This is a genomic window from Williamsia muralis (assembly GCF_002735905.1).
Taxonomy (GTDB): domain Bacteria; phylum Actinomycetota; class Actinomycetes; order Mycobacteriales; family Mycobacteriaceae; genus Williamsia; species Williamsia muralis_A.
Map to the genome: position 1 here is coordinate 405,841 of NZ_PEBD01000008.1, position 24,895 is coordinate 430,735.

The 24,895-nt window shown below is 65.4% G+C and carries 20 protein-coding genes; 10 read left to right on the top strand and 10 right to left on the bottom strand.

Translation table 11 applies throughout. The annotated features are described in order from the left end of the window. Positions 1 to 9: 9 nt before the first annotated feature. Complete coding sequence (locus CSW57_RS10920) at positions 10 to 1,485, bottom strand: CCA tRNA nucleotidyltransferase (protein ID WP_099382797.1); 1,476 nt, start codon at positions 1,483 to 1,485, stop codon at positions 10 to 12. Between the two features lie 137 nt (positions 1,486 to 1,622). Between CSW57_RS10920 and CSW57_RS10925 the strand changes: the two genes are divergently transcribed. The 4 genes from CSW57_RS10925 to CSW57_RS10940 all read left to right on the top strand — a co-directional run bounded on the left by CSW57_RS10925 (position 1,623) and on the right by CSW57_RS10940 (position 9,789). Then, complete coding sequence (locus tag CSW57_RS10925) at positions 1,623 to 2,747, top strand: NUDIX hydrolase (protein ID WP_223249188.1); 1,125 nt, start codon at positions 1,623 to 1,625, stop codon at positions 2,745 to 2,747. Beyond that, entirely contained in the window at positions 2,744 to 5,314 is a 2,571-nt protein-coding gene (locus CSW57_RS10930; RefSeq protein WP_099382798.1) for a DUF6049 family protein, read from the top strand. The genes CSW57_RS10925 and CSW57_RS10930 overlap by 4 nt, the downstream gene beginning before the upstream one ends. Before the next feature lie 161 nt (positions 5,315 to 5,475). Beyond that, a complete protein-coding gene (gene murJ / locus CSW57_RS10935) occupies positions 5,476 to 9,168 on the top strand; it encodes a murein biosynthesis integral membrane protein MurJ (protein ID WP_099383317.1) in 3,693 nt (1,230 codons plus the stop codon). Between the two features lie 12 nt (positions 9,169 to 9,180). Further along, the gene (locus tag CSW57_RS10940; RefSeq protein WP_189339209.1) at positions 9,181 to 9,789 is read left to right on the top strand and encodes a DNA-3-methyladenine glycosylase I; all 609 of its coding nucleotides are present in this window, start codon (positions 9,181 to 9,183) and stop codon (positions 9,787 to 9,789) included. Positions 9,790 to 9,884: 95 nt separating this feature from the next. On the opposite strand, the gene CSW57_RS10945 is transcribed toward CSW57_RS10940, so the two are convergent. After that, positions 9,885 to 10,349 carry an NUDIX hydrolase gene (locus CSW57_RS10945; protein WP_189339210.1) on the bottom strand — a complete coding sequence of 155 codons (465 nt, stop codon included), beginning with the start codon at positions 10,347 to 10,349 and terminating at the stop codon, positions 9,885 to 9,887. A 219-nt stretch (positions 10,350 to 10,568) separates the two neighbouring features. On the opposite strand from CSW57_RS10945, the gene CSW57_RS10950 reads away from it, so the two are divergent. After that, positions 10,569 to 11,480: a phosphodiesterase gene (locus CSW57_RS10950; protein ID WP_099382800.1), complete on the top strand. Its 912-nt coding sequence runs from the start codon at positions 10,569 to 10,571 to the stop codon at positions 11,478 to 11,480. Positions 11,481 to 11,496: 16 nt separating this feature from the next. Here CSW57_RS10950 and CSW57_RS10955 read toward each other — a convergent pair whose 3' ends face one another. Next, positions 11,497 to 12,936, bottom strand: coding sequence for a stealth family protein (locus tag CSW57_RS10955; RefSeq protein WP_099383319.1), 1,440 nt, complete (start codon positions 12,934 to 12,936; stop codon positions 11,497 to 11,499). A 379-nt stretch (positions 12,937 to 13,315) separates the two neighbouring features. Here CSW57_RS10955 and sigM point away from each other — a divergent pair, with 379 nt between their 5' ends. Further along, a complete protein-coding gene (gene sigM / locus CSW57_RS10960) occupies positions 13,316 to 13,903 on the top strand; it encodes an RNA polymerase sigma factor SigM (RefSeq protein WP_099383320.1) in 588 nt (195 codons plus the stop codon). A gap of 97 nt (positions 13,904 to 14,000) precedes the next feature. Continuing rightward, positions 14,001 to 14,579, top strand: a complete 579-nt coding sequence (gene mug, locus CSW57_RS10965; RefSeq protein ID WP_099382801.1) for a G/U mismatch-specific DNA glycosylase — start codon at positions 14,001 to 14,003, stop codon at positions 14,577 to 14,579. A gap of 677 nt (positions 14,580 to 15,256) precedes the next feature. Here the strand turns inward: mug and CSW57_RS10970 are convergent. Continuing rightward, positions 15,257 to 16,156 carry a phosphatase PAP2 family protein gene (locus CSW57_RS10970; RefSeq protein ID WP_189339211.1) on the bottom strand — a complete coding sequence of 300 codons (900 nt, stop codon included), beginning with the start codon at positions 16,154 to 16,156 and terminating at the stop codon, positions 15,257 to 15,259. 193 nt (positions 16,157 to 16,349) lie between these two features. On the opposite strand from CSW57_RS10970, the gene trxB reads away from it, so the two are divergent. From trxB to CSW57_RS10985, 3 genes are all read left to right on the top strand, one after another. Next, entirely contained in the window at positions 16,350 to 17,336 is a 987-nt protein-coding gene (gene trxB / locus CSW57_RS10975; RefSeq protein WP_099382803.1) for a thioredoxin-disulfide reductase, read from the top strand. 60 nt (positions 17,337 to 17,396) lie between these two features. Continuing rightward, positions 17,397 to 17,729: a thioredoxin gene (gene trxA / locus CSW57_RS10980; protein WP_023954118.1), complete on the top strand. Its 333-nt coding sequence runs from the start codon at positions 17,397 to 17,399 to the stop codon at positions 17,727 to 17,729. A gap of 209 nt (positions 17,730 to 17,938) precedes the next feature. Next, a complete protein-coding gene (locus CSW57_RS10985; protein WP_099382804.1) occupies positions 17,939 to 19,120 on the top strand; it encodes an N-acetylmuramoyl-L-alanine amidase in 1,182 nt (393 codons plus the stop codon). Between the two features lie 50 nt (positions 19,121 to 19,170). On the opposite strand, the gene CSW57_RS10990 is transcribed toward CSW57_RS10985, so the two are convergent. The 6 genes from CSW57_RS10990 to yidC all read right to left on the bottom strand — a co-directional run bounded on the left by CSW57_RS10990 (position 19,171) and on the right by yidC (position 24,891). Next, entirely contained in the window at positions 19,171 to 19,881 is a 711-nt protein-coding gene (locus tag CSW57_RS10990) for a hypothetical protein (RefSeq protein ID WP_099382805.1), read from the bottom strand. A gap of 220 nt (positions 19,882 to 20,101) precedes the next feature. Further along, complete coding sequence (locus tag CSW57_RS10995; RefSeq protein ID WP_099383321.1) at positions 20,102 to 21,166, bottom strand: ParB/RepB/Spo0J family partition protein; 1,065 nt, start codon at positions 21,164 to 21,166, stop codon at positions 20,102 to 20,104. 20 nt (positions 21,167 to 21,186) lie between these two features. After that, a complete protein-coding gene (locus tag CSW57_RS11000) occupies positions 21,187 to 22,188 on the bottom strand; it encodes a ParA family protein (RefSeq protein WP_081906721.1) in 1,002 nt (333 codons plus the stop codon). Between the two features lie 11 nt (positions 22,189 to 22,199). Continuing rightward, positions 22,200 to 22,865 (bottom strand): 16S rRNA (guanine(527)-N(7))-methyltransferase RsmG, encoded by a 666-nt coding sequence (gene rsmG, locus CSW57_RS11005; protein WP_223249189.1) that lies wholly within the window; start codon positions 22,863 to 22,865, stop codon positions 22,200 to 22,202. A gap of 146 nt (positions 22,866 to 23,011) precedes the next feature. Next, the gene (locus CSW57_RS11010; RefSeq protein WP_099382807.1) at positions 23,012 to 23,611 is read right to left on the bottom strand and encodes a Jag family protein; all 600 of its coding nucleotides are present in this window, start codon (positions 23,609 to 23,611) and stop codon (positions 23,012 to 23,014) included. Between the two features lie 47 nt (positions 23,612 to 23,658). Further along, positions 23,659 to 24,891, bottom strand: coding sequence for a membrane protein insertase YidC (gene yidC, locus CSW57_RS11015; RefSeq protein WP_099382808.1), 1,233 nt, complete (start codon positions 24,889 to 24,891; stop codon positions 23,659 to 23,661). Positions 24,892 to 24,895 lie beyond the last annotated feature (4 nt).

Below are 24,895 nucleotides of genomic sequence, written 5' to 3' on the forward strand. Positions count from 1 at the left end.
ACAGCCGACTCAGCTCTGCTGCTCGGCGGCCCACCATTGCCGTAACGCCTCTTCGGCCTCCTCGCGCGACATGGGTCCGCGGTCGAGCCGCAGTTCCTTGAGATACCGCCAGGCCTTGCCGACCATCGGGCCCGGGGGCAGATCGAGCAACTCCATGATGGCGTTGCCGTCGAGGTCGGGCCGGACCTTCGCCAGGTCTTCCTGCTCGGCAATCCTGGCGATGCGCTGCTCCAGGTTGTCGTAGTTCTGCTGCAACTTGCGCGCCCGGCGCTTGTTGCGAGTGGTGCAGTCGGCCCGCACCAGTTTGTGCAGCCTCGGCAGCAGGGGACCGGCATCGGTCACGTAGCGGCGCACCGCCGAGTCGGTCCATTGATTGTCGCCGTAGCCGTGAAACCTCAGATGCAAAAACACCAGGTTCGCGACGTCCTCGATGACCGCCTTCGGATACTTCAGCGCTCGCAGCCGCTTACGGACCATCTTGGCGCCGACCACTTCGTGGTGATGAAAGCTCACCCCACCGTTCGGTTCGTGACGCCTGGTTGCCGGCTTGCCGATGTCGTGCAGAATCGCCGCCCACCGCAAGACGAGATCGGGATCCCCGTCCTCGAGGTCCATCGCCTGAGCGAGCACGGTGAGGGAGTGGGTGTAGACATCCTTGTGCTGATGGTGTTCATCGATGGCCAGCTTCATCCCGGGGATCTCGGGAATGATCAGCTCGGCCAGGCCGGTCTCACACAACGTCTCGACTCCCTCGACCGCATGTTCGCCGAGGATCAGCTTGTCGAGTTCGGCCGCAATCCGCTCCACAGTGATCCGCTCGATCTGGCCAGCCATCTCCACCGTGGCCGCGAACACCCTTGGTGACAGCGAGAACCCGAGCTGCGAGACGAACCGCACACCACGCAACATGCGCAGCGGATCATCGTTGAACGAATCCTCGGGCGCGGCGGGCGTGTCGATCACCCCGGCCAGCAACGCGTCCATCCCACCGAGGGGGTCGATGAACTCCTGGCTGCCGTCGGCACCGATCTTCACGGCCATCGCGTTCATGGAGAAGTCGCGGCGCACCAGATCGTCTTCGAGACGATCACCGAACCGCACCTGGGGGTTGCGGCTCACCCGGTCATAGGAATCTGCCCGGAACGTGGTGATCTCGATCTGGATACCTGCCCGGACCGCACTGATGGTGCCGAACTCGATCCCGGTGTCCCAGATGGCCTCGGCCCACCCGCGCAGCAACTCCTGCACCTGCTCGGGACGCGCGTCGGTGGTGAAGTCCAGGTCGCCGGTGCTGAGCCGGCCCAGCACCGCGTCGCGCACCGAGCCGCCCACGAGGAAGAGCTCGTGCCCCGCTGCGGCAAACCGAGCGCCAAGGGGATCGAGGGTGTCCGAGAGTCCCCGCAAGGACACCGCAGCGGCTGCGAGCAACCTGGTGCGTCGCTCATCGGCAGCCGAGGTGCCTGTGGAAGATGGGGGAGTTGTCACGACTGGCCAGACTACCGACCGACCGGCGACGATCCGAACCCCGATCGTGCGGCATGACCAAACTGCGGTGGGTCCAGGTCGCCGCCATCGGCCCCGCTGGCAGAAACGGTGGGTTAACGGCGACTAGCATCGTGTGAGTGTCAGCCGAACCCACCGAGCCGAATAGGGACGTCCCTCGACGTCCGCGGCGCAGGCGCGGCAATCGGCGCGGCGGATCGACAGCCACCCGGATCGACAGCTCTCATCACAGTGGAGCAGAGCCCCGTCCCCAGCCGAGTCCCCAGCCCAGTCCGCAGCCGGGTCCGGAACCGCAACGCAGCGACGACTCGACTGTCACCGACGCCACCGCGTCGGCTCCCGGATCGCGGCGATCGCGCCGCGGTCGTCGCCGAAAGCCGTCACGCCCCGCCGACCACAGCGTCGAGGCCGCCCGTAGTGAATCCACCGGGGTCGCCGGAACCCATGTTGTCGAAGGTCGGACCGCGCAGGTCAAACCGTCGGATGTGGGCAAGGTCAAAGCCCCCGCCAAGGTGCCCCCGAACCTGGCCAAGCAACGACTTCGCACGGTGCGGGAGACCTCGGCCGGTGGGCTGATGGTGTCGGGCCTCGACGGCCCGCACGAGCAGCAGTGCGCCGCCCTCATCGGGCGGGTCGATCGCCGCGGCCGGATGATGTGGTCGTTGCCGAAAGGTCACATCGAGACGGGGGAGACCGCCGAACAGACGGCGATCCGTGAGGTCGCCGAAGAGACGGGCATCGAGGGCAACGTTGTGGCCCCCCTCGGAAAGATCGACTACTGGTTTGTCAGTGAGGGCAAACGGATCCACAAGACGGTGCACCATTACCTGATGCGCTTCACCGGTGGTGAACTCTCCGACGCCGACTACGAGGTGGCCGAGGTCGCCTGGGTTCCACTCGCCGAGCTCCCTCGTCGGCTGACCTACTCGGACGAACGCCGATTGGCGCGCGTCGCCGAGGACGTCATCGCCGAGCTCGTGGCCGACCCCGACCGGATGGCCGAGTCTGAGGCCAAGGGGGCGCGCACCGAGCCGAACGCCTACGAGAAGGCCGCGGCCGCGCGGAATCAGAAGCGCAATGAGCCTCCGCCCGCGCCGGCGAGGCCTCGCCGCCGACGCCGCCGGGGTCGTCGCGGCGGCGGTGGCGGCACCGAGACCACATCCGAGAACCGCGGGGCCGGCAACAGCGGGGGACCGGCCGCCCATGCACCACCGCCGGAATCCGGCCCGCACGTCGCGACGTGAACGGCCGATCGATGCGGGCGCTGACGATCCTGGTCAGCGTTCTCGCCCTGGTGTTCGGACCCCTCGCGGTGTCGGCGGTGGCCGCACCCGCCGACGACACCTCCCAGACCGACGACACCTCCCAGACCGGGGAGTTCCTGCGGATCTCGCTCGAGTCGATCGATCCCTCCACAGTCACCACCTCCAGTCCCGGCGTGGTCACCGCCAGCGGGACGCTGACCAACGTCGGGGACCGGCCGGTTCGCAACGTCGCCATGCGCCTGCAACGCGGGGCCGCCATCACCACCAGTGCCGGCCTCGGCGAGTCCCTGTCCGCCGACGCGAACAGTTTCGAGACCGTCGGCGACTTCACCGACGTCAGTCAGCAGCTCGGACCCGGGCGGTCGATTCCTTTCTCACTGCGAATTGATCTGTCCGTCAATACTTCTGGTGCGCCCAGCTTCCAGATCGACAAGCCGGGTATATATCCGGTGCTTGTCAACGTCAACGGCACCCCCGACTTCGGCAACCCGGCACGGCTCGACGACGCGCGCGTTCTCCTGCCGGTGGTCGGCCTGCCGCCGAACCCGCTGCGGGCGCAATCCCAGGCCGACGACGACGTCTCGGGCGACCCTGTCGCCGCGCCCATCGGAGCCGACGGTTCGGTGGCCCCGGACATCTCACAACCGGTCGGCATGACCATGCTCTGGCCGATCGCCGCTCCGGCGTCACTCGCGCCGGGGGTCACCGGGGGAGGCGACGAGACGGTCCGGTTGATGGACAACGGTCTCGAGCAGTCACTGGCCTCCGGCGGACGTCTCGATCGACTCGTGGCGACCATGGAAGAGACCCGGACGCGAGATCTGGAGTCGCCTCTGGCGCGCAGTCTGTGTCTGGCGGTGGACCCCGATCTGCTGATCAGCGTGCAGGCGATGACCGGCAGTTATCTGGTCACCACCGACCCCGCCGACCCGACTGGCCCGGCTCGTGAGGGCACCGGATCCGAGGTCGCGGCGGCCTGGCTCGCTCGGCTGCAGGCCCTGGCCACCGGTATGTGTGTGGTGGCCACCTCGTTCGCGCACGTCGACACCACCGCGCTGACCCAGGTCGCCGACTCCGACCTGTCCGACACCGCATTACGAGCACCCGCCGACATCGTCGACCGCATACTCAACGTGAAGAGTGTTCGTGGCCTGGCGATTCCGGCATCGGGGGTCCTGGACACCGCAGGCGCCGGACTGATCCGCGACAAGGGCGCGGTGGGCACCGTCGTCGCGGCGTCGAGCGTCAGAAACCTCACCCCCACCTCGACGAACGGCGAATACCCCCTGGGCGAGGACCTCGCCGTCCAGACCTATGACCCCGCGGTGGCAAGCGGCCTGTCGGCACTCGGCCCGGGTCCGCGGTCGGCCCAGGTCACCCCGACATCCCAGCGGGCGGGCTGGCTGGCCGGCACCGAACAGGTCCGCCGCCAGAACGCAGTCGCGGCAATGATGTTCTCTGCGCTCGCACCGTCCACACTCGCCGACGACTCCGGGCCGGCCGACACGGGCACGCAATCGTCGGACGGGCAGACCGTGGCCGACCCGATCGCCGAACGCATCGGGCGCGGCGCGGTGCTGATGCCCCCACCCACGTGGTCTGCGTCCGAGGATGACACCCGCGCGGTGTTGTCGGCGATGTCTCTGCTGCTCGGTTCAGACCTTGCAATTCCCCGGCCGCTGGCCGGGGTCGCCACCGATCTCACCGCCACCTCGGGTGCCCCCGCGGGTGCAGAGCTGGTGGCCCCACTCGAGACCGCCGTCACCGGTCCCGATCCCCGGGTCATCGCCTCGGTACGCGCCGACCTGCAGCAGACGCGCGATCTGCAGGACTCGATGACGCGCCGCGCCGACGTGCCGATCACCCCGGGTGCCTACCTGGCGCCGCTGCGTGAGGACATGCTGCGGGCGATGGCGTCCGTGGCGCCACAGGATCAGCAGGCTGCGGCGCGGTCGGCGTCGATGCGCACATCTGCGGTCGCGACCACGCTGACGAACATCCGCAACGGTGTGGGCATCCTCGACCCAGGTGGGCGGTTCACCCTGGCCTCCGAACGCAGCCCGCTGCTCCTGGTGATCCGCAACGATCTGCCCGTGGCGATGCGAACTCGATTGAACGTCTCGGCACCGAGCGGCATGACCGTCGGAGACATGGGTGTGTTGGAGATCCCGCCCAGGGGAACCCGTCAGATCCAGGTCCCCACCCGCGCCGACCGTTCCCGTTCGATCACGGTGGAGATCGGTCTGGTGACCACAGGCGGAGTCCCGTTGGGCGACTCGATCAACCTGTCAGTACATTCCAATGCATATGGTAAACCGCTATTCATCATCACAATCTGCGCCGGCGCACTCCTGGTGTTCTTGTCGGGCAGACGGTTGTGGCATCGATTCCGTGGGGAACCCGATCCCGCCGACCTCGATCGGCCCGAGCCCGACGAACGCGATCGGCTGATGGCGGACAGCCGCGCGTTGCACAGTCCACCCGAGCGCGAGCACCACCTCGGCCGACATCACCCTGATCACGACACCGGCGGCGACAAGTCATGACCAACGGTGGAATGCAGCCGCCACCTCCACGCCGACGGCCCCCGCCCCGGTCAGTGGGGGTCTCGCCCGGGTCTGTTGGGGTTCCGCCCGGTGCGCCGCGCGACCCCGCACCCGGACAACGCCCGACAGCCGGTGAGCTGGCGTCGGCTGCGTCCGGCAAGATGACGACGTCCACGGCAATCGACCCCGGTGCCCGCGTCCGAGAACAACCGTCCGACGACAGCGTCCTGCGCACCAGCGGATCCATTGCGCTGGCCACCCTTGTCTCACGCATCACCGGATTCGTGCGCACGGTCCTGGTGCTGGCCCTGCTCGGCGCCGCGGTCGCTTCCTCGTTCCAGGCCGCCTACGTACTGCCCAACATGGTCGCCGAGGTGGTCCTCGGTGCCGTCCTCACCGCCATCGTGATCCCGGTCCTGGTCCGCGCCGAATCCGAAGACGCGGACGGGGGAGTGGGATTCATCAACCGCATCTTCACCCTCGCGGTGACCGTGCTGGGGGTGGCCACCCTCGCGGCCCTGATCGCTGCGCCAGCGCTCACGATGCTCAACCTCGGCGACGGCAAGGTCAACCGCGACCTCGCCACCGCACTCGCGTTCCTGCTGATGCCCGCCGTGCTGTTCTACGGGTTGTCGGCGCTGTTCATCGCCATCCTCAACATGAAGGGCTTCTTCAAGCCCGGCGCCTGGGCGCCCGTGCTCAACAACGTCGTTCAGATAGTCACCTTGATCGCCTATGCGGTCGCCCCGGGTGACATCTCGCTGAACCCGGTCAGCATGGGCGACACCAAGCTCCTGATCCTGGGCGTCGGCACCACCCTCGGTGTGATCGCCCAGACCGCGGTCCTGCTCCCCGCCATCCGGCGCAGCGGGGTGAAGCTGAAACTGCAGTGGGGTCTGGACGACAGGTTGCGCAAGTTCGGCAACATGGCACTCGCCATCGTTCTGTATGTCGCAGTCCTGCAGGTCGGTCTGATCGTCACCTATCGCATCGCCTCGAGCGCCACCGAAGCCGGCGTCAGCGTCTACGCGACACACTGGCAGCTCCTCCAGTTGCCCTACGGCGTCCTCGGCGTGACCATCCTGACCGCGATCATGCCCCGCCTCTCCCGCAATGCCGCCGCCGACGACACCCACTCGGTGGTCGACGATCTCTCACTGGCCACCCGGTTGACGATGGTCTCGCTGGTGCCGGTCATCGCGTTCATGACGTTCTTCGGGCCGGCCATCGGCGTCGCCGTGTTCAACTTCGGCAAGTTCGACGCCGACACCGCCTCACAGCTCGGCAGCGTGCTCTCGTGGGGCGCGTTCACGATGATCCCGTACGCGATGACACTGGTGCAGCTCCGCGTGTTCTACGCCCGCGAGGACGCCTGGACCCCGACGTACATGGTCATCGGGATCACCGCGGTGAAGGTGGCGGCGTCCTATCTCGGCCCGGTCCTGTTCGACGACCCCGACGCGATCGTCCGGTGGCTGGCCCTGTCCAACGGTCTCGGCTACCTCGTCGGTGCGGTGGTCGGTCACTATCTGCTGCGCAGCAGGCTCGGTGGCGCAAGAATGACCAACGTCGGCCGCACGGTCATCTGGACCTTCGTGGTCTCGGTGGCGTGCAGCGCCCTGGTGTGGGCGCTGGCCGAGGTGTCCGGTCTGCACCGGCTCAGTACCGACCACGGCAAGATCGGCTCCCTCGCCTATCTCCTGCTCGTCGCCGTCGTCTCCATCGGCCTCACGTACACGGTCCTGACCCTGCTGCGTGTTCCCGACGTGCTCGCAGTGGTGGTGGCGGTCCGGCGGGTAATCGGCCGGTTCATCCCCGCTGTCGCCCCGGCCCCCGAACCCGCCACCGACGGCGCTGCCACCATGACCGTTCAATTCCCGCGGATCTCTGGGGACGAATCGGTTCCGTATTCTGGTCAGGTCGAGGTCATTCAGCGCTTCGACCGGGGAACATCGAGTTGGCAGGCGTATTCGGTCACCAGTGGTGGTGCCGCCGGAATGGGCGTCCGCCAACCCCAAGATCTTCGCTATCGGAGGAGAGGAGCAGGTGCCTTGAACAAACCAGAACCCGACAGCAAACCGGCCGGGCCGCCAACGCCTGCTGCCGGTTCCACCGCCGTCTCGCCAGAAGACGGGCCGGCCACCAAGGCGATGCCCAGTCAGGCCGGCGCCCGTCAGCCCGCTCGCGAGCAACCGCCCGGCGACCGTCCCGCATCAGGTCCCCCCGGACCTCGCCCACCCGCGGCGAGCGGCGACGGACCCCCACGTCCTCCCGAGGCATTGCCAGGCCTACGGCCACGACGAGGTCCCCGGCTGGTCCCGGGCGCTGCCGTCGCCGGTGGCCGCTACCGTCTGCTGCAGCACCACGGTGGCGCACGCGGACTCCAGTTCTGGCAGGCCCGCGACATCAACCTCGATCGCGACGTCGCCCTGACGTTCGTCGACGCGCAGCAGGTCGCACCACCACCCGACCCCGGCGTGCGTATCGATCCGCGCGACGAGGGTCCGCAGGCGGTGCTCTCGCGCACCCTGCGGCTGGGACGCATCAACTCGCCCGGGATCGCGCGGGTACTCGACGTGGTGCGCGGCTCGTCCGGCGGAATCGTTGTCGCCGAATGGGTTCCGAGCTCGTCACTGGCCGACGTCGCCAAGACCAGTCCGTCTCCGGTCGGTGCGGCCCGTGCCGTCCGGGCGCTCGCAGCCGCGGCCGAATCGGCGCATCGCAACGGCGGCGCGCTGTCCATCGACCATCCCGAACGCATCCGGATCAGCCAGGACGGCAACGCGTTCGTCGCGTTCCCCGGCACGCTGGCCGACTCCGACAAGTCCACCGACGTCCGTGGTCTCGGTGCCGTCCTGTACGCACTGTTGCTGGCCCGTTGGCCACTCGACGCCGACACCGGTAGGGAACTGGCGACCAACCGCACGTCGAACGAGCCCGTCGGGGGACTTCACCCGGCATCACCCGGGGCCGGCGACCTGCCCCGCGAGCCGCGCGCCGAGCGTCCCGACGTCCCGTTCGAGATCTCGGCGGTCGCCGCCCGGGCTCTCGAGGGGAACAGCGGGATACGCACCGCTGCAACGGTTCAGCACGTTCTCGACCAGGCAACCGTGCTGGATCAGAAGACCGATCTCATCGCGCAGGTCCGCGACGACGACGGACCCGGTTCGTCATCGCGCGCGACACCGCGCATGCTCGGCACCGAAGGTGGCGGTAAGAAGCCACGGTCGGTGCGGATGATGGCGCTGATCGCCGGGGCCGTGCTGCTCACGTTATTCCTCATCATCGCGATGGTGGTCTGGATCTCGAACTCGGTGGGCGGCAGCAACGAGACCCCCGACATCGACAAGATCTTCTCGTCCTCGGCCGGCGCCCCGTCCCCCGGTGCACCCGCGCCTGCCGTCGGGTCGGCCCCGCTCGCGTTGACCGGCGTCACGATGCTCGACTACTCCGACCAGGAGCCGGACAGCCGGACGAACCTGAACAACGTCATCTCGGGCCAGGCCCCGGCATGGCAGACGGACGAATACCGCGGCGGACCGCGGTTCGGAAACCTCAAGCCCGGTCTGGGACTGATGTTCACACTGGACCGCGACGCCACGCTGACCGAGGCCGTCATCCGAACCCCCACGCCGGGCCTCCAGGTCCAGATCCGCACCGCCGACGACCCACGCGCCCCGTTCGAGGCCACCACACAGGTCGGGGCAGCGACACTGGACAACGAGACCACCACCATCCCGATCGCCGGCGCCGGCCCCTCGCGGTACGTCATGGTGTGGCTGACGTCGTTGCCCCGCAACGACAGCGGCCGCTACCAGGGGTCGGTCGCCCAAGTCACGCTCACCGGTTCCTAGGCCGACGAAGCGGTGACAACCGACGGACTGCCCGCGGGTGCAGTGCGGTGTGAGGACGGGCTCATCCGTCCTCTGTGGGCCGCACAGACCGGCCTGATGCGCGACTACTACGACAACGAGTGGGGCATGCCGGTCTCCGGCGAGAACGCCCACTTCGAAAGACTTGTGCTGGAGGGCTTTCAGGCCGGCCTGTCGTGGGCGACGATCCTGCGCAAGCGGCCCGCCTTCCGTGAGGTCTTCCGCGATTTCGACGTCGACACCGTCGCCGCGTTCGGCGACCGCGAGATCGACGCGATGCTGGCCGATGCGCGCATCATCCGCCATCGCGGCAAGATCGAGGCCGCCATCGGGAATGCCAGAGCCACACAGCAATTGCGCGCCGATGGTGGCCTGGTCGACTTCCTGTGGTCTTTCAAACCCGATCGCACCCCTGAGCCCGAGGAGATGGCCGACGTGCCGACCACCTCGGCTGAATCCATCGCGATGTCGAAGGCCCTGCGCGCACGCGGTTTCCGATTTGTCGGGCCCACCACGATGTTCGCCTTGATGGAGGCCATCGGTATCGTCGACACCCACCTGCTGAGCTCGCACCGACGCGGGAGTTCCGGCGTCTGGCCCTGATCGGCCGGCAAACCGAGCTCGAGGGTGTCGGGTGTCGGGTGCCTCCGAAGGGGACTGTGCGTTTGCCAACCAGGCGTTTGCCAACCAGGCGTTTGTCAGCCGGCGGGGTTGTCCAGGTGCCGTCGAACCAGATCCGCAAGATTGCCCGGGTAGATCATCTCGTCACTCGACTCGATCTCTTCGGGCTTCCACCACCGATGGCCCAGTATCGAGCTGCGCTCCAAATCCGTCCAGCCGGCCGAGTGGGGCTCGAACGTTCCCACATGCGCCACAAAATAGGTCTCCACCTGATGGATCGGCTCGCCTCCGAAGACGATGTCGAACTCACGGGCATAGACGGGCTCCGACATCTCGGTGATCCGTAAGCCGGTCTCCTCGTACACCTCACGGCGCGCTGCCTGTTCATCGGTCTCGTCGCCTTCTCGGCCGCCACCAGGGGTGAACCACCACGGCCCAACCGACGGGTTCTGTGGATCCACACCCCGGAACAGCAGCGTGCGGCCCTCCTCGTCGATGAGGACGATGCGGGCGGCGCGACGCAGCCGGCGAACGATCTTCACAGCTCTCCACCTCTCAGGCGGCTCCCAGCGTGCCAGACCGGTCCAGGTGCCGCGACATCCGTGCGACCGCAGCTGTTCACCATGCCGCGGTGGCACGGGCCCCGGCTGGAAGTTTCAGACTGTTTGGCTACTGTGGACACCGCGGCGGTCACCTGATCACCGCACCACTCCACGCCAGCAGTCTCCTCCAGCGCCAATCCGATCGGAAGCGAGAGACCGATGATGGCTCGGACGGCCGAATATCCCCGGCCCAACCACTGCATCGTGCACGTCAGCGACACCCACCTCATCGACGGCGGCGGCGATCTCTACGGGGGAGTGGACAGCACCTCACGCCTTCGTCAGATACTCACCGAACTCACCGGTTCCGGTTCGAGGATCGATGCGCTGGTCTTCACCGGCGACCTCGCCGACAAGGGTGATCCGCGCGCCTACGAGACCCTCCGGGCGATGGTCCAGCCTGTCGCCGACGACCTCGGAGCCCAGTTGATCTGGGCGATGGGCAATCATGACGACCGCGCGAACTTCCGGGTGAAGCTGCTCGACCAGGAACCCTCGACCACAGCGGTCGACGCGGTGTACGACATCGACGGTCTGCGGATCGTCACCCTTGACACCACCGTTCCCGGACTCCACCACGGCGAGATCGGCGACGAGCAACTCGATTGGCTGGCAGGGGTTCTCGCCACCCCCGCCGACTTCGGGACCATTCTCGCAATGCACCACCCCCCGGTACCCTGTGTGCTCGACCTGGCTGTGCTGGTGGAGTTGCACGACCAGGATCGTCTCGCAGATGTGTTGCGCGGCAGCGATGTACGTTCCATCATCGCCGGACACCTGCACTACTCCACCACCGCCACCTTCGCGGGCATCCCGGTGTCGGTGGCCGCAGCCACCTGCTACAACCAAGACCTCAATGTCCCTGCGGGCGCCATGCGCGGCCGCGACGGAGGCCAGGGTTACAACCTGGTGCACGTCTACGACACCACCATCGTCCACTCAGCGGTGCCGATCGGTACGTATGAGACTGTCGGAGAGTATGTTTCGCCGGCCGAGAGCGCGCGCCGACTGGCCGAGGCAGGCATCATCATCGCCGACGGACGCAGGGCCGATTCGGTCAGTCGCGCCTGAACGGACGTGTGGCCTCCTACGCGAAAGACGATGCCTCGGCGGCAGTCTCCCACGGTGCGACGATGGGGAAGTAGCGGTCGAGAAAGCTCGTGACCGTCTGCGTCCGCAACTCGAGGTCGACTTCCGGTACGCTGCCGTCGTTGAGGCAGAAGAAGTCCACCGCACGCTTCGGGAGCATCTTTTCCATGTCCTTGAGCCCGGCGTACTCGGTGGTGTCGATATAGCGCACCTTCGCGTCCTTCTGCACCACTGCGCGCCCGGTCATCAACGCGTAATAGTGGTAGAGGGAGTTGGTCACCGAGATGTTGCTGCTCGATCGGAACACACTCGCCGCGGTGGCGGCGAACTCCGCGGTGAACTCCCTCTCCATCTCTTCGAGCACACTCTTACGCAGCGGGGTGGCCGCATGTTCGAGGTGCCGAGTTGTCATGAGCCCGAACCGATCCTGCAACAGCCGACGGTTCACCCTCGCCGCATTCTCGAACCCGCTGCGGTCCTGGTCGCTGTATCCGAGACCGATGCGTGTGGTGGCCTCGATGAACATGCTCACGCCGCCGGAGGAGAAGAACGCCTCGGGGCTGACCGGCCGACCGAAGAACATGTCGTCGTTCGAGTACAGGAAGTGTTCTGACAACCCCGGGATACGGTGCAGCTGGCATTCCACGGCCTGCGAATTGTGGGTCGGGAGCACAGATGTGTCGGCGAAGAACTCTTCGCTCGGCACGAAGGTCACCCGCGGGTCATCGGCCAGCCAGGACGGACGCGCGGAATCGGTGGCCACGAAGATGCGGCGTACCCAAGGTGCGTACATGTACACCGACCGCAATGCGTACTTCAGCTCGTCGATCTGCCGGTACCGCGCAGCCGACGCATCCCCTTCTCCGACAACGTAGTTCTGCATCCGCTTGGCGCGCTGGGCCTGGAACTCGGCCGACGAACCGTCGACCCAGGAGAAGACGATGTCGATGTCGAAGTTGATGTCGGACGCATGGCCGGCAAACATGTTCTCGATGGTCGGCCACGTCTTGCCGAACTTGTCCACCGTGCCGCGCACCGCCTCTTCTTTGCGGATCGTGCGACGGGTGAGTGAATTCTCGATCGGGAGAATGATTTCCGACGGCGTGAACGACCACAACTCCACCTGTACAGCCGTGGATGCGCCGTAGTGCAAGCCGCTGCCGGGTTCCACCCGCGGACGGTACAGGCGGAAGATCCGCGCCTTGGACGACGCCGACAGACGTCCGTCGCCGACGAAGACCGCCTTGCCGCGTTCTGCGTCAACAGTTTTCGAGTAGAACGGTTCGCGTTCGCAGGCGTCCGCCAGAGCACGTGTCATCGCTCTGCGGTCGGCCCATGCCACCGCGATCACGGGACGTTCGTCGTTGCCGCGCACGAGCAGGTATTCGATCTGCGCGTCGTCGAGGACACCGCGGATGAACAGCAGATCCTCGACCATCGCCTGGTGAGGTGTGGTCGAGGTGATGGTCAGCGCGTATCGACCCTCGAACCCGACGACGTCGGGCCGCTCCCGGAGCCGCGCGACCGAAGCCGGTGACTCACGAAGGACGGCCTCCGGTTTGTCGAGCTCCGGAGGAACGAGGTAGATCTCATGTGGCGCAGACGACAGAGTGATGTGGCGATCCTTCCGGGGAGCACAGCCGAGAATTCCCCGCCGATCGGTCAAGTCTAGTGCTCTCCCGTGCCGACCCCGTCCGCTGCTCGGCACAGTGGGACCATCAGCGCCGGTCACGGCCCTTTTTGACGGGTTGTCATACAAACAGATGCACTTGCATCTGGTCTCGCACGCGACATTGTGGTCCATTAGTCTCACTCCCATGGCCAAATGGGGGAGGGCCGGCGGTGACGTGCGGACCGATGGGGAATTGCTTGCAGCGCATGTGCAGGGGGACAGGGATGCGTTCGCGGTTCTGATCACCCGCCATCAGAGCTATCTTTGGGCGGTCGCCCGCCGCACCTCTCATTCCGACGAAGACGCCGCCGACGCACTGCAAGAAGCCCTCCTCAACGCCCACCGCATGGCCCATCGGTTCCGCGCCGACGCCAAGGTCACATCGTGGCTGCATCGTATTGTCGTCAACGCATGCCTGGATCGTATCCGCCGCAACAAGTCTCGGCAGACCGTTCCTCTACCCGAGTTCGACATCGCACAACTCGCCGACCCCCATGACGGCACGGGCACCGTCGACCTGTCCATGTCGATCGGCCGTGCGCTCGACTCTCTGCCCCCCGAGCAGCGCGCGGCGATCGTTGCCATCGATGTCGAGGGTTACTCGGTGGCGGAGGCGGCAGAACTCCTCGGGGTTCCCTCCGGGACCATCAAGAGTCGCTGCGCCCGCGGCCGCGCGAAGCTGGCGGTACTGCTGGGACACCTGCGTGACACTGCCGACGAGGCCCAGGGGTAGTCGCCTTCACCCAATTCAGGCCACGTCTTCCACGCCGGGCTGATCCGGACCGGACCGTCTGTGGCATCCGCGCGAGACCGTGCGGTCTACTGGTCCGATGGGCTTCACACGCGCCGAACTCGAGTCGTATCGCGATGCGGTCGTCCCGGATCTCATCGGGCCGGACTGCCGATTGTTGTTCGTCGGGATCAATCCCGGCCTCTGGACGGCGGCGACCGGCGCACACTTCGCCCGACGCGGCAATCGCTTCTATCCGGTTCTGTGGCGTGCCGGGATCGTCGATCGGTTGATCGATGCGTCGGCGGGTATGAGCGATGACGACCGGGCCCTGTTGCTCGACCGGGGGATAGGCATCACCAACGTGGTCCCGAGGGCGTCCGCACGGGCCGACGAACTGACCACCGAAGAACTGGTCGAGGGCGGTCGCAAGCTGATCAAGACGGTCACCCGCGTGCACCCGAAGGTCATCGCGGTCGCGGGAATCACGGCCTACCGCACAGCTTTTGGGGACCGGAAGGCAACTGCCGGACGTCAGGACCGTGCGATCGGCGACACGGTGGTGTGGGTTGTTCCCAACCCGAGTGGTCTCAACGCACACCACACCGTCGACACCCTTGCAGAGGCCTATCGGGCCGCGGCGGTGGAGGCGGGCGTGGTCCAGGAAAGTCGGCAATAAAAGACAGTGTGTCGAGGGAACCGTTGCGGAGAAACTTGCGTCCTAGCTTTCACATCAAGAAAACGAGGGAAACTGGGGTTCGAACGATGTTCGGAATCGGCAATCGGCACCACACTGACCGCGAGCTGCCAGAACCGCCGTACCCGCTGGACATGATCGCCGACCTCCACGCCGGCGTCTATCCCGACGAGGTGGCCGATGCCTTGCGCGCAAAAGTGTTCGACGATCCGGATTCGATGACCATCTGGAAAGCGCTGGACGCCACCACCGGCGAATTGGCTTCTACGCCGGTAGTCGAGGAGCCATTGCCCGCCTACGCGCAGCACAAGCTCGACCAGGCGCTTCACATGATGGCCGCTGACCGTCACGCTGCCACTCCGGAGACTGTCACCCCACTGAGGCGGCATCGTGGTGCCATTCTGCTATCTGCTGTTGCCGCGGCGGCAGCAGTGGCTGCGATCGCGGTCGCGACCACCTTTGCCTTCAGCGGACGCTCCGAACCCGCAATCGCCCAACAGGACGCTCCCACCCCCACTTCGATTGCCGCGCCTTCGGATGCCACCCTGCTCAGCGCTCTCGGCCAGTCCGCCGACACCGCATTCGGCGACCTCGCCCGGCGCGACCGATGTCTGGCGGCCAATGAGATAGAACCGGCCACTGCGGTATTGGGTACGAGCTCAATTCAGGCCGGTGGCGGCCCTGCGGTGGTGATATTGCTCAGCACGGGCACGGCGGGACGGTTCGATGCGCTGGTGGTCGGCGCCGACTGCGACACGGCCAATCCGGCGACGCTCAGTCGCACCACCATCGGCAACAAGTGACGCCACGGCAGCTGCCGCGATGAGTCCCACCGGCAGCACCGCCAGATGCCCCGTTCCCACCGACCACACCACCGGTCCCGTCGCTGCTGCGGCTGCTGTCCAGACTCCCGCCCGCACGCCTGACACTGTGCGAGTGCCGAGTTCGTAAGTGTGTCGCCGGGTCGGCGGCACCAGATGCATCAGGGCCGTCGCAAGCAGGATCGACCCGATCAGGTCGCTGGGCCGGTGCCATCCCCAGACCATCAGGTCCTGACCGACAAGCGTCAACCAACCGACTCCGAGGATGGCCAGCACCGGGGCCACCCGTCTCGGAGCCGCTCGTACGATGGCCGCCACACATCCGGCAGCTGCAGCGGCGTGCCCACTCGGGAAGGTGTTCGACAGCCAGCCGTCTCCTACGAAGTCGGGGCGCACCAGCACCTCGTCCCGCAGGAATTGAGCCAGCAGGATGCCGGCGATCGGCAACAGCAGCAGAGGCAGCAGACTCCAGCGCCGCCCCGCGACAATGCCCAAACCGATGATCAGGACCGCCGCAACAGTCCACAGTCGGTAGTCGGTGATGGACCCCAGACCGACCACGTGGGGCAGGTCAGCACTCGCCCCGGTGCCGAGGAGGGTCAGGTAGGCCTGCTGGTCGAGATATTGGCCCCACTGGGTACGGACCGCCAGTACATATGCAGCGCCCATGGCAATCGTCAGCGTCGCCGCCCAGGCCAGCGGAAACCGCCTGAAAAGTCGCGAGGGTCGCAAGAGCATGAACCCATCGTGCCGAACATTTCTGTGAGCTCTCACAGGGTTTGCGCACCAGTTCTGGGAACAGATCCCTTTAGGCTGGTGTTGTCCATCGCGGGTGAAGAAAACGTCAAGGCTTCGCTGACAGCGGAGCCCACCACCTCGCCCCGACAGGCCACGAGCCCAGGTTGAACCACCGTAAGGAAGTAGAGCACCGATGACCTCAGCAGGTACCGAGACCGTCCACGACGTGATCATCATCGGATCAGGACCGGCCGGATACACGGCAGCCGTGTACGCCGCACGCGCCGAACTCTCTCCGGTGGTCTTCGAGGGCACCCAGTTCGGTGGCGCGTTGATGACCACCACCGAGGTGGAGAACTTCCCGGGATTCCAGAAGGGGATCCAGGGCCCTGAACTCATGGACGAGATGCGTGAGCAGGCCATTCGGTTCGGTGCTGATCTGCGCATGGAAGACGTGGATGCCGTCCGGCTCACCGGCGAGATCAAAGAGGTCGACGCCGGCGGCGAGACCCACCGGGCGAAAGCCGTCATCCTGGCCATGGGCGCCGCAGCCCGCTACCTCGACATTCCCGGCGAGCAGGATCTGCTCGGCCGAGGTGTGTCGGCATGTGCCACCTGTGACGGCTTCTTCTTCCGTGACCAGGACATCGCCGTCATCGGCGGCGGTGACTCCGCCATGGAGGAGGCGACCTTCCTCACCAAGTTCGCCCGCAGTGTCACCGTCATCCATCGCCGCGAGGAGTTCCGCGCCTCACGGATCATGCTCGAGCGTGCCCGCGCAAACGACAAGATCCGCTTCGTGACCAACGCGACCATCGGCCGCGTTCTCGGCGAGACGTCGGTCACCGGCCTGGAGTTGGTGGACACCGTCACCGGCGCCACCTCGCAGATCGATGCGACCGGCATGTTCGTGGCCATCGGACATGACCCACGCAGCGCGCTGGTCGAAGACCAAGTCGACCTCGATCCGGACGGCTACGTCCGTGTTCAGGGCCGCACCACGTACACCTCGCTGCCCGGCGTATTCGCCGCCGGCGACCTGGTGGACCACACCTACCGGCAGGCCATCACGGCCGCCGGCTCGGGTTGTGCTGCCGCCATCGACGCCGAGCGCTGGCTGGCCGACCAGAACGACATCAGCCCGCTCGAGGTCCCCGAGGCGGCCGGCGTTCAGGCCTGACCGCTCGAACCGACCGGTTCGACCGAACCGGCCCCCACAGACGAACCAAAGGAGATCAAAATGGGTGCAAACACCGTTGCAGTGACAGATGCCACATTCAAGGAGGAAGTGCTCGGTGCCGGCAAACCGGTACTGGTCGACTTCTGGGCCACCTGGTGCGGACCTTGCAAGATGGTCGCTCCGGTGCTCGAGGAAATCGCCGGGGAGAACTCCGACAAGCTCACCGTCGCCAAGCTCGACGTTGACCAGAACCCAAATGTCGCAAGGGATTTCCAGATCATGTCGATCCCCACGATGATCCTTTTCGAGGATGGCAAGCCCACCAAGACCATCGTCGGGGCGAAAGGCAAAGCGGCGCTTCTCCGCGAACTCGACGGGGTTCTCGGCAAGTAGTCGTCCCTGATCAGCAGCCCCCTCGCCATCGGTCACGTACCAGTACTGAGATGATTACGGTCATCAAATTGGTACGTGACCGTATTGGCTCTGACGGCGGATTGCTGAGACACTCGTAGCTGACTCGGAGCCCTGCGCTCCGGAAACCACGCCGAGCGCGGTACCCCTGTGCCGCCGACGCCCGAGTTGACGCCAGAAGGGAAGGCCTCGTGACGCCGTTGTTCCGGTTGGGAGATCACGGCTCGGCTGTGGCCGAAATTCGTGGCATTCTCACCGGACAAGGTCTGCTGAACGACGCCCCGTCACCGGCCGGCCGGCTGGTCGATCCGAACGGCTGGGCACAACCCGAAGCCGTCTTCGACCTCGCAACCGACCACGCGGTCCGGGCTTTCCAGCAGCAACGCGGCCTGATCGTCGACGGTGTTGTCGGACCCGCGACGTTCCGTGCCCTCCGCGAGGCGTCTTACCGCCTGGGTGCACGAGTACTGTCGTACCAACTCTCCGCTCCCATGCACGGCGACGACGTCGCCACTCTGCAGGCGCGCCTGCAGAACCTCGGCTACTACACCGGTATGGTCGACGGGTTCTTCGGTGCGGACACCTACAACGCGCTGTGCAGCTACCAGTCCGAGTTCGGGCTCAGTTCAGACGGCATCTGCGGTCCTGCGACCCTTCGTTCACTCGAACTGCTGGGTACCCGTGTCACCGGTGGATCACCGCACGCGATCCGCGAGGAAGAACACGTCCGCCGACTCGGCCCCCAGCTGTCCGGCAAGCGGATCGTCATCGACCCGGGCTCCGGCGGATCGCACCCCGGCACCGACCCGGCCACGGCAAAGATCGAGGAAGAGATCCTCTGGGACCTCGCCCGCAGGCTCGAAGGCAGAATGATCGCCGCAGGCATGGAGACCTTCTTCTCGCGCGCCCAAGGCGAGGACCCCACCGATGAGGAGCGCGCCGAGACCGCCAACGCAATCGGTGCCGATCTACTTCTCGCGTTACGGTGCGCCCACTATCCGAACGACCGTGCCAGTGGCGTCGCGACGTTCTATTTCGGTACGCCACATGGCTCTTCGTCCACCATCGGCCGATCGCTCGCCGGGTTCATCCAGCGTGAGATCGTCGCCCGCACCCATCTGCGCGACTGCCGGTGGCACGAGCGCACGTGGGACATCATGCGACGCACACGAATGCCTGCGGTGCAGCTCGACGTCGGCTATATCAGCAACCTCCACGATGCGACCGAGCTGAGTGACCCGGCAGTGCGCGACACCATCGCCGAGGCCATCTTGGTCGCCGTGAAGCGTTTATACCTACTCGGGCGCGATGATCAGCCGACCGGCACATACACCTTCGCCGAGTTGCTTGCCTCAGAAGAACTCGCCCGCTGACAACTCGCCGGTGACCGCCTCTGGCGGTTGAACGGAGGAGTTCGCGTCTACTACTCGGCCCGTCGTCGCAGTCCGGCCTTCTGGCCGACCGGAACTGCCGTCCGCTCGCGACCCGCGACGTCGATGGCTGCCATCACGACAAGTTTCTCGAGCGCACTCTCCACGCCGGCCTTCCAGCCGAGATCGTCATCGAGTTCCAAACGCAGTCGCGGATACCGGTGATGAGCCGACACCACGTCGAACCCTGCCCCTTTGAGGAAATGCGCGTCGATCATGCAATGCGGACAGATCGATTCCTGATCGGGGTCCTCCACCGATGTGGTGTGCGCCGACCGAACGATTCCGAACGACTCGATTGCCCGGACGCCACGACGGGTGAGATCACCGACAACCGCGGTGGCCAACTCGTCGGCGGCGCCGTCAAAGCCCGGGTCGACCCAGAGCGACGTCAGGATCACGGCGTCAGCCGACACCGGGGAAGTGGGGAACATCAACGAACGCGGCACGCTGCGTGGGGGACCGTAGAAGGCCGCCCCGACCACTTTGCCGGTATGGGTGTTGATCGCGAGTTGTCCGCACGTGCCCCACTCGAGGAGCATCATCGACACCCAGGCTTCTTTGTCGAACTCGCTGTCGAACTCTCCGCCGCCTGGATTCGCGGGAATGAGCTCTGGGTCCATCTCCCAGAAGACACACCGACGAGTGTGCGTGGACAGTGACTCGAACCCGTCCATGGTGAGCGGCGTTATCGTTACCGACACGGCCCCGCCGCCTCCTGAACACACGTGATTGGAACGAATTCTGCCCTGAACGCTTTCCAGTTTAAGTGATGATCGGCGATCGGTTGAGATGAGCCGCCCGGATTCCGAAAGACCATGTGCGACAGCATGTTCCACGTTCTCTGGGTACCCCGTGACGGGACTACGTCACAGTGACGTTTCATCCCGACACTGGGGTACTCGGAAAATCGCGGCTCAAAACTCATCTTTGCGCGATGATCTCCACGAGTCGTTCGAGGTCGCCGACGGACCCGAATTCGACAGTGATCTTGCCTTTGCGCTTGCCCATCGCGACCGTTACGCGCGTATCCAACTTGTCAGACAGGCGCTCGGCGACGTCTTGGAGCCCTGGCATCTGCATCGGTTTGCGTTTCTGCTGAGCCGGAGCAGCGGGTCCATCGCCTCGGTTCGCAAGATGCACCGCTTCCTCGGTGGCTCGCACCGACATACCTTCGGCCACGATTCGTGCGGCGAGTGCTTCCTGTGCGGCTGAATCCGCTTCGAGGGCGAGCAGCGCACGTGCGTGTCCGGCCGACAGAACGCCGGCTGCGACACGTCGTTGCACGGGAATCGGCAGCCGCAGCAAACGGATCATGTTCGTGACCACAGGCCGCGAACGACCGAGACGAGTTGCCAGCTCCTCGTGGGTCACCCCGAACTCCTCGAGCAGCTGCTGGTACGCGGCCGCTTCTTCCAACGGGTTGAGCTGTACCCGGTGAATGTTCTCCAGGAGCGCATCGCGCAACATGTCACCGTCGGCGGTCTCGCGAACGATCGCGGGAATCGTCTCGAGTCCGGCTTCCTGACTCGCTCGCCAGCGGCGCTCGCCCATGACGAGTTGGTACTCAGCGCCGCCATCGGGTTCCGTCAGGCGACGTACGACGATGGGCTGCATCAATCCGAACTCGCGGATCGAGTGCACCAGTTCGGCGAGCGCCTCTTCGTCGAACGCCGTACGCGGCTGCTGCGGGTTCGGCTGGATCAGAGCCGGTGGGATCTCGCGGTAGATGGCCCCCACCGTGTCATCCACACCACGTGGATCCGTCACGGTCGGGGGAGTGGGCACCGGAGAGGTGGCGGATTCCGACGAGGTGGTGGGTTCCTTCACCGGACCGAACACGGCGTCAGACGCTGCGGAACCCATCCGGGGCCCCTCGGTGGGCCCGGTCGGGATGAGTGCCGCCAGTCCTCGACCGAGGCCGCCCTTGCGCTGTGGTGCCTTTGGCTTGCCGCCCGCGGTCTTGGCCGGAGTTTTCGAAGGGCCGATGGCCCGATCAGACTCGGTCACTACCGGTTCTCCTCTTCTCGATCTGACCGCAACGCCAATTCGCGGCCCGCATCCAAATAACTCATGGCTCCACGTGAACCCGGGTCATACTCGATGATCGTGGTGCCGTAGCCCGGCGCTTCAGAGACCTTGACGCTGCGTGGAATGACCGTGTTGAGCACACGGTCACCAAAATGCTCACGCACGCTTTCGGCGACCTGGTCGGCCAGCTTCGTGCGGCCGTCGTACATCGTCAGCACCACGGTGGACACGTGGAGGTTCGGATTGAGGTGCGCCTGGACGAGGTTGATGTTCGACAACAACTGACTCACACCCTCGAGGGCGTAATACTCACACTGGATCGGGATCATCACTTCCCGCGCCGCGACCATGGCGTTGATGGTCAGCAGTCCCAACGATGGCGGGCAATCGATCAGCACGAAGTCGAAGTCATACCGGTCGAGAGTCTCTTGATCGAGTGCGTTCCGCAGTCGGTTCTCCCGCGCGACCATCGACACCAGTTCGATCTCGGCGCCGGCCAGATCCAGTGTTGCCGGCACACAGAACAGCCGCTCGTTCGACGAGCTCTGGACGATCGTGTCGGCAAAACTCACCTCACCGATCAGGAGTTCGTACACGGACGGGATCCCCGACCGGTGGTCGACACCGAGGGCTGTACTCGCGTTGCCCTGAGGGTCGAGGTCGATCACGAGGACGCGAAGCTGATGAACCGCCAATGCCGCTGCCATGTTCACGGCGGTGGTTGTCTTGCCCACTCCACCCTTTTGATTGGCGATCGTGATGATCCGGGTGTGCTTGGGCCGGGGGAGTGCACCCGAGCCTCCGGGGGTCAATACGCGGCTGGCTCGTTCAGCAGCAGCCGCAATCGGGGTGTCCAGCGGGGACTCCTTGCGGAAAGTGGATGTGGTCTCGTACGCGCTGGTTTCACGTGAAACTGTTTCACGTGAAACGTGCGATTCGTTGGACACGCTTGGGCTCCTTCGGCTACGCCTGCTGAACATTCTGCGCTCTGTCACCGACGTCCACCAACCCGCGCGCCAGAGACAACGGTCGTAGGGGTCGGGAGTAGTCCGGTCCCGCACACTTCGACCCGAAGCCGGGCAAGACCAATGCGGTTCAGGGTGCCTTGGTGGGTGACAATTTCGTCGGCGGCAGAAGATCCCTTCACGGCCAAGAGCCGGCCACCCGGACGGAGCAGGGGAGTGCTCCACTTCCCGAGTCGATCCAGCGGGGCCACGGCACGCGATGTCGCCACGTCGGAATCACCCACCACCTTGCGTACCGACTTCTCCTCGGCCCGTCCACGCACAACCTTCACGTCCAGTTCCAGTGCTTCAACAACCTCTTCGAGGAATGTCGACCGCCGCAGCAGCGGCTCTACGAGGGTCACTCGAAGCGACGGCTTGGCGATGGCAATGGCGATGCCGGGTAGACCCGCACCGCTGCCGATGTCGACCACTTTCTCCCCATCGGCGATCAGCTGTGCAACCACAGCGCAGTTCAGAATGTGGCGAGCCCACAGCCGATCGACTTCGCGAGGCCCGATCAGTCCACGTTCAACCCCGGCCTTGCCCAGGATGTCCCAGTAGGCCTCTGCCTTACCCAGTTGGTCGCCGAACACCGTTGCTGCCGCTCGCTGCAACTGCTCGCCGTTCTCGGCAGAAAATTCTGCGGTCACCCGCGCCTCCGTTTCACGTGAAACAACTTCCTCACACATCCTCTCGCGCCACCTACACACCAACCAAACGACATCGGTGTAATTCGCACCCGAGAAAGCAGTGGGCCCCCGACGAATCCGCCGGGGGCCCACTTTCTAGGTTTTGATCAGGACTTCAGGACAACAACCCGACGATTGGGTTCGGCGCCTTCGCTCTCGGAGTAGACGCCACTGACAGCGGCAACCGCGTCGTGAACGATCTTGCGCTCGAAAGGAGACATCGGATCGAGCGTCTCGCGCTCGCCGGTCTCCAGCACTCGTTCGGCGACTTCACCACCGAGCCGGGCCAGGCGCTCCCGACGATCAGCCCGCCACCGTGCGACATCAAGCATGAGACGGCTTCGGTCGCCCGTGGTGCGCTGCACCGCCAGACGGGTCAACTCCTGCAAGGCGTCAAGGATCTCGCCGTTCTTTCCGACGAGCTTCACCAGATCCGCTCCGCCGTCGATGCTCACCACTGCACGGTCACCGTCTACGTCCAGATCGATGTCGCCATCGAAGTCGAGAACATCGAGCAACTGCTCGAGGTAGTCGCCCGCGATCTCGCCCTCTTCGACCAAACGCTCTTCGTCGGTCATGTCTGAATCTCTGGTGGTGTCTTCATCGGACACCGACTCTTCCGACACGGGCTCCTCGGACACATGGTCCTTGGACGCCGGCTGATCGACCAGATCGTCGACAGCAACGTCCTTCGTCTCTGCACTCATCGAACTACCCTCGCTTTGCACTCTTTCGGGAACCGACCGCTCATGGGTCAGCGCCTCTTTTTACGACGTTGTTGGTTTCCACCGCGTTGACCGCCTGGCCCTGAGGCCGGCCGTCCGGACGCCGGTTTCTTTGCACCGTTTGATCCAGGGGAGCCGCCGGCCTTCGGAGTACCGCCCTTGGGTGAACCGCTCTTGGTCTTGTCCGCACCCGAAGCCGTCGCACCGTTGGACGAGGTCTTCGACAGATCCACCTGATCGCCGCTCGACGTGTCCTTCGACATGCTCACGGCTGCGTCTTTATCGCCTGCGGCGTCCGTCTTCGCCTTGCCTGCCGGCTTCGCACCGGGCTTCGGCTTGGACGACACTGCCGGCTTCGCACCGGGCTTGGGTGCGTTGTTCGACCGCTTCTCGAGCTTGGCAGCCTTTTCGGCTTCCTCTTCCTTCTCGATGTTGCCGAACACAACGTGCTGCTGAACGTAAGTCCACAAGTTGTTCGACACCCAGTACAGAAGGATGGCGACCGGGAAGAATGCGCCCGACACCAGGATGCCCAGCGGGAAGACGTACAGCGCGAGGTTGTTCATGATGCGCGTCTGCGGGTTCTCCATCGCCGCCGCACTCTGTCGGGCGACCGACGCACGAGAGTTCATGTGCGTCGCAATGGACGAGATGATCACCAGAGGGATCACCAGGATGATGATGTTCAGACGCGTGAAATCGATGGACCCGTCAGCGCTGAACGCCACCCATTCCGAGGTGGGCTGAATGATGTACGACGAAAGCGGCACACCGAACAACCGCGCGTCGAGGAAGTTCTGAACCTGGTCGACGTTGAAGATGTAGTTGCCGTACGACCGTGTCTCTTCGGCCGTCATGCCCAGCTGACCGAAGCCCGTGCCCATCCGGTTGAACGAACGCAGCACATGGAACAGACCGATGAACACCGGGATCTGCGCCAGCATCGGCAGACATCCGAGCAGGGGATTGAACCCGTGCTCCTTCTGGAGCTTCTGCATCTCCTCGGTCATCTTGACCCGGTCTTTGCCGTACTTCTTGCGGATCGCCTGCATCTGCGGCTGGATCTCTTGCATCTTCCGCGTGGTGCGGATCTGCTTCACAAACGGCTTGTAGAGGATCGCGCGCAAGGTGAAGACAAGGAAGACAACCGACAGGGCCCAGGCGATGCCGGAGCCGCCTGGGGAGTCGGGGAGAACATGGCTGAACAGCCAGTACCACACCCACATGATCGCCGAGACCGGCCAATAGATGAAATCGAGCACGTCG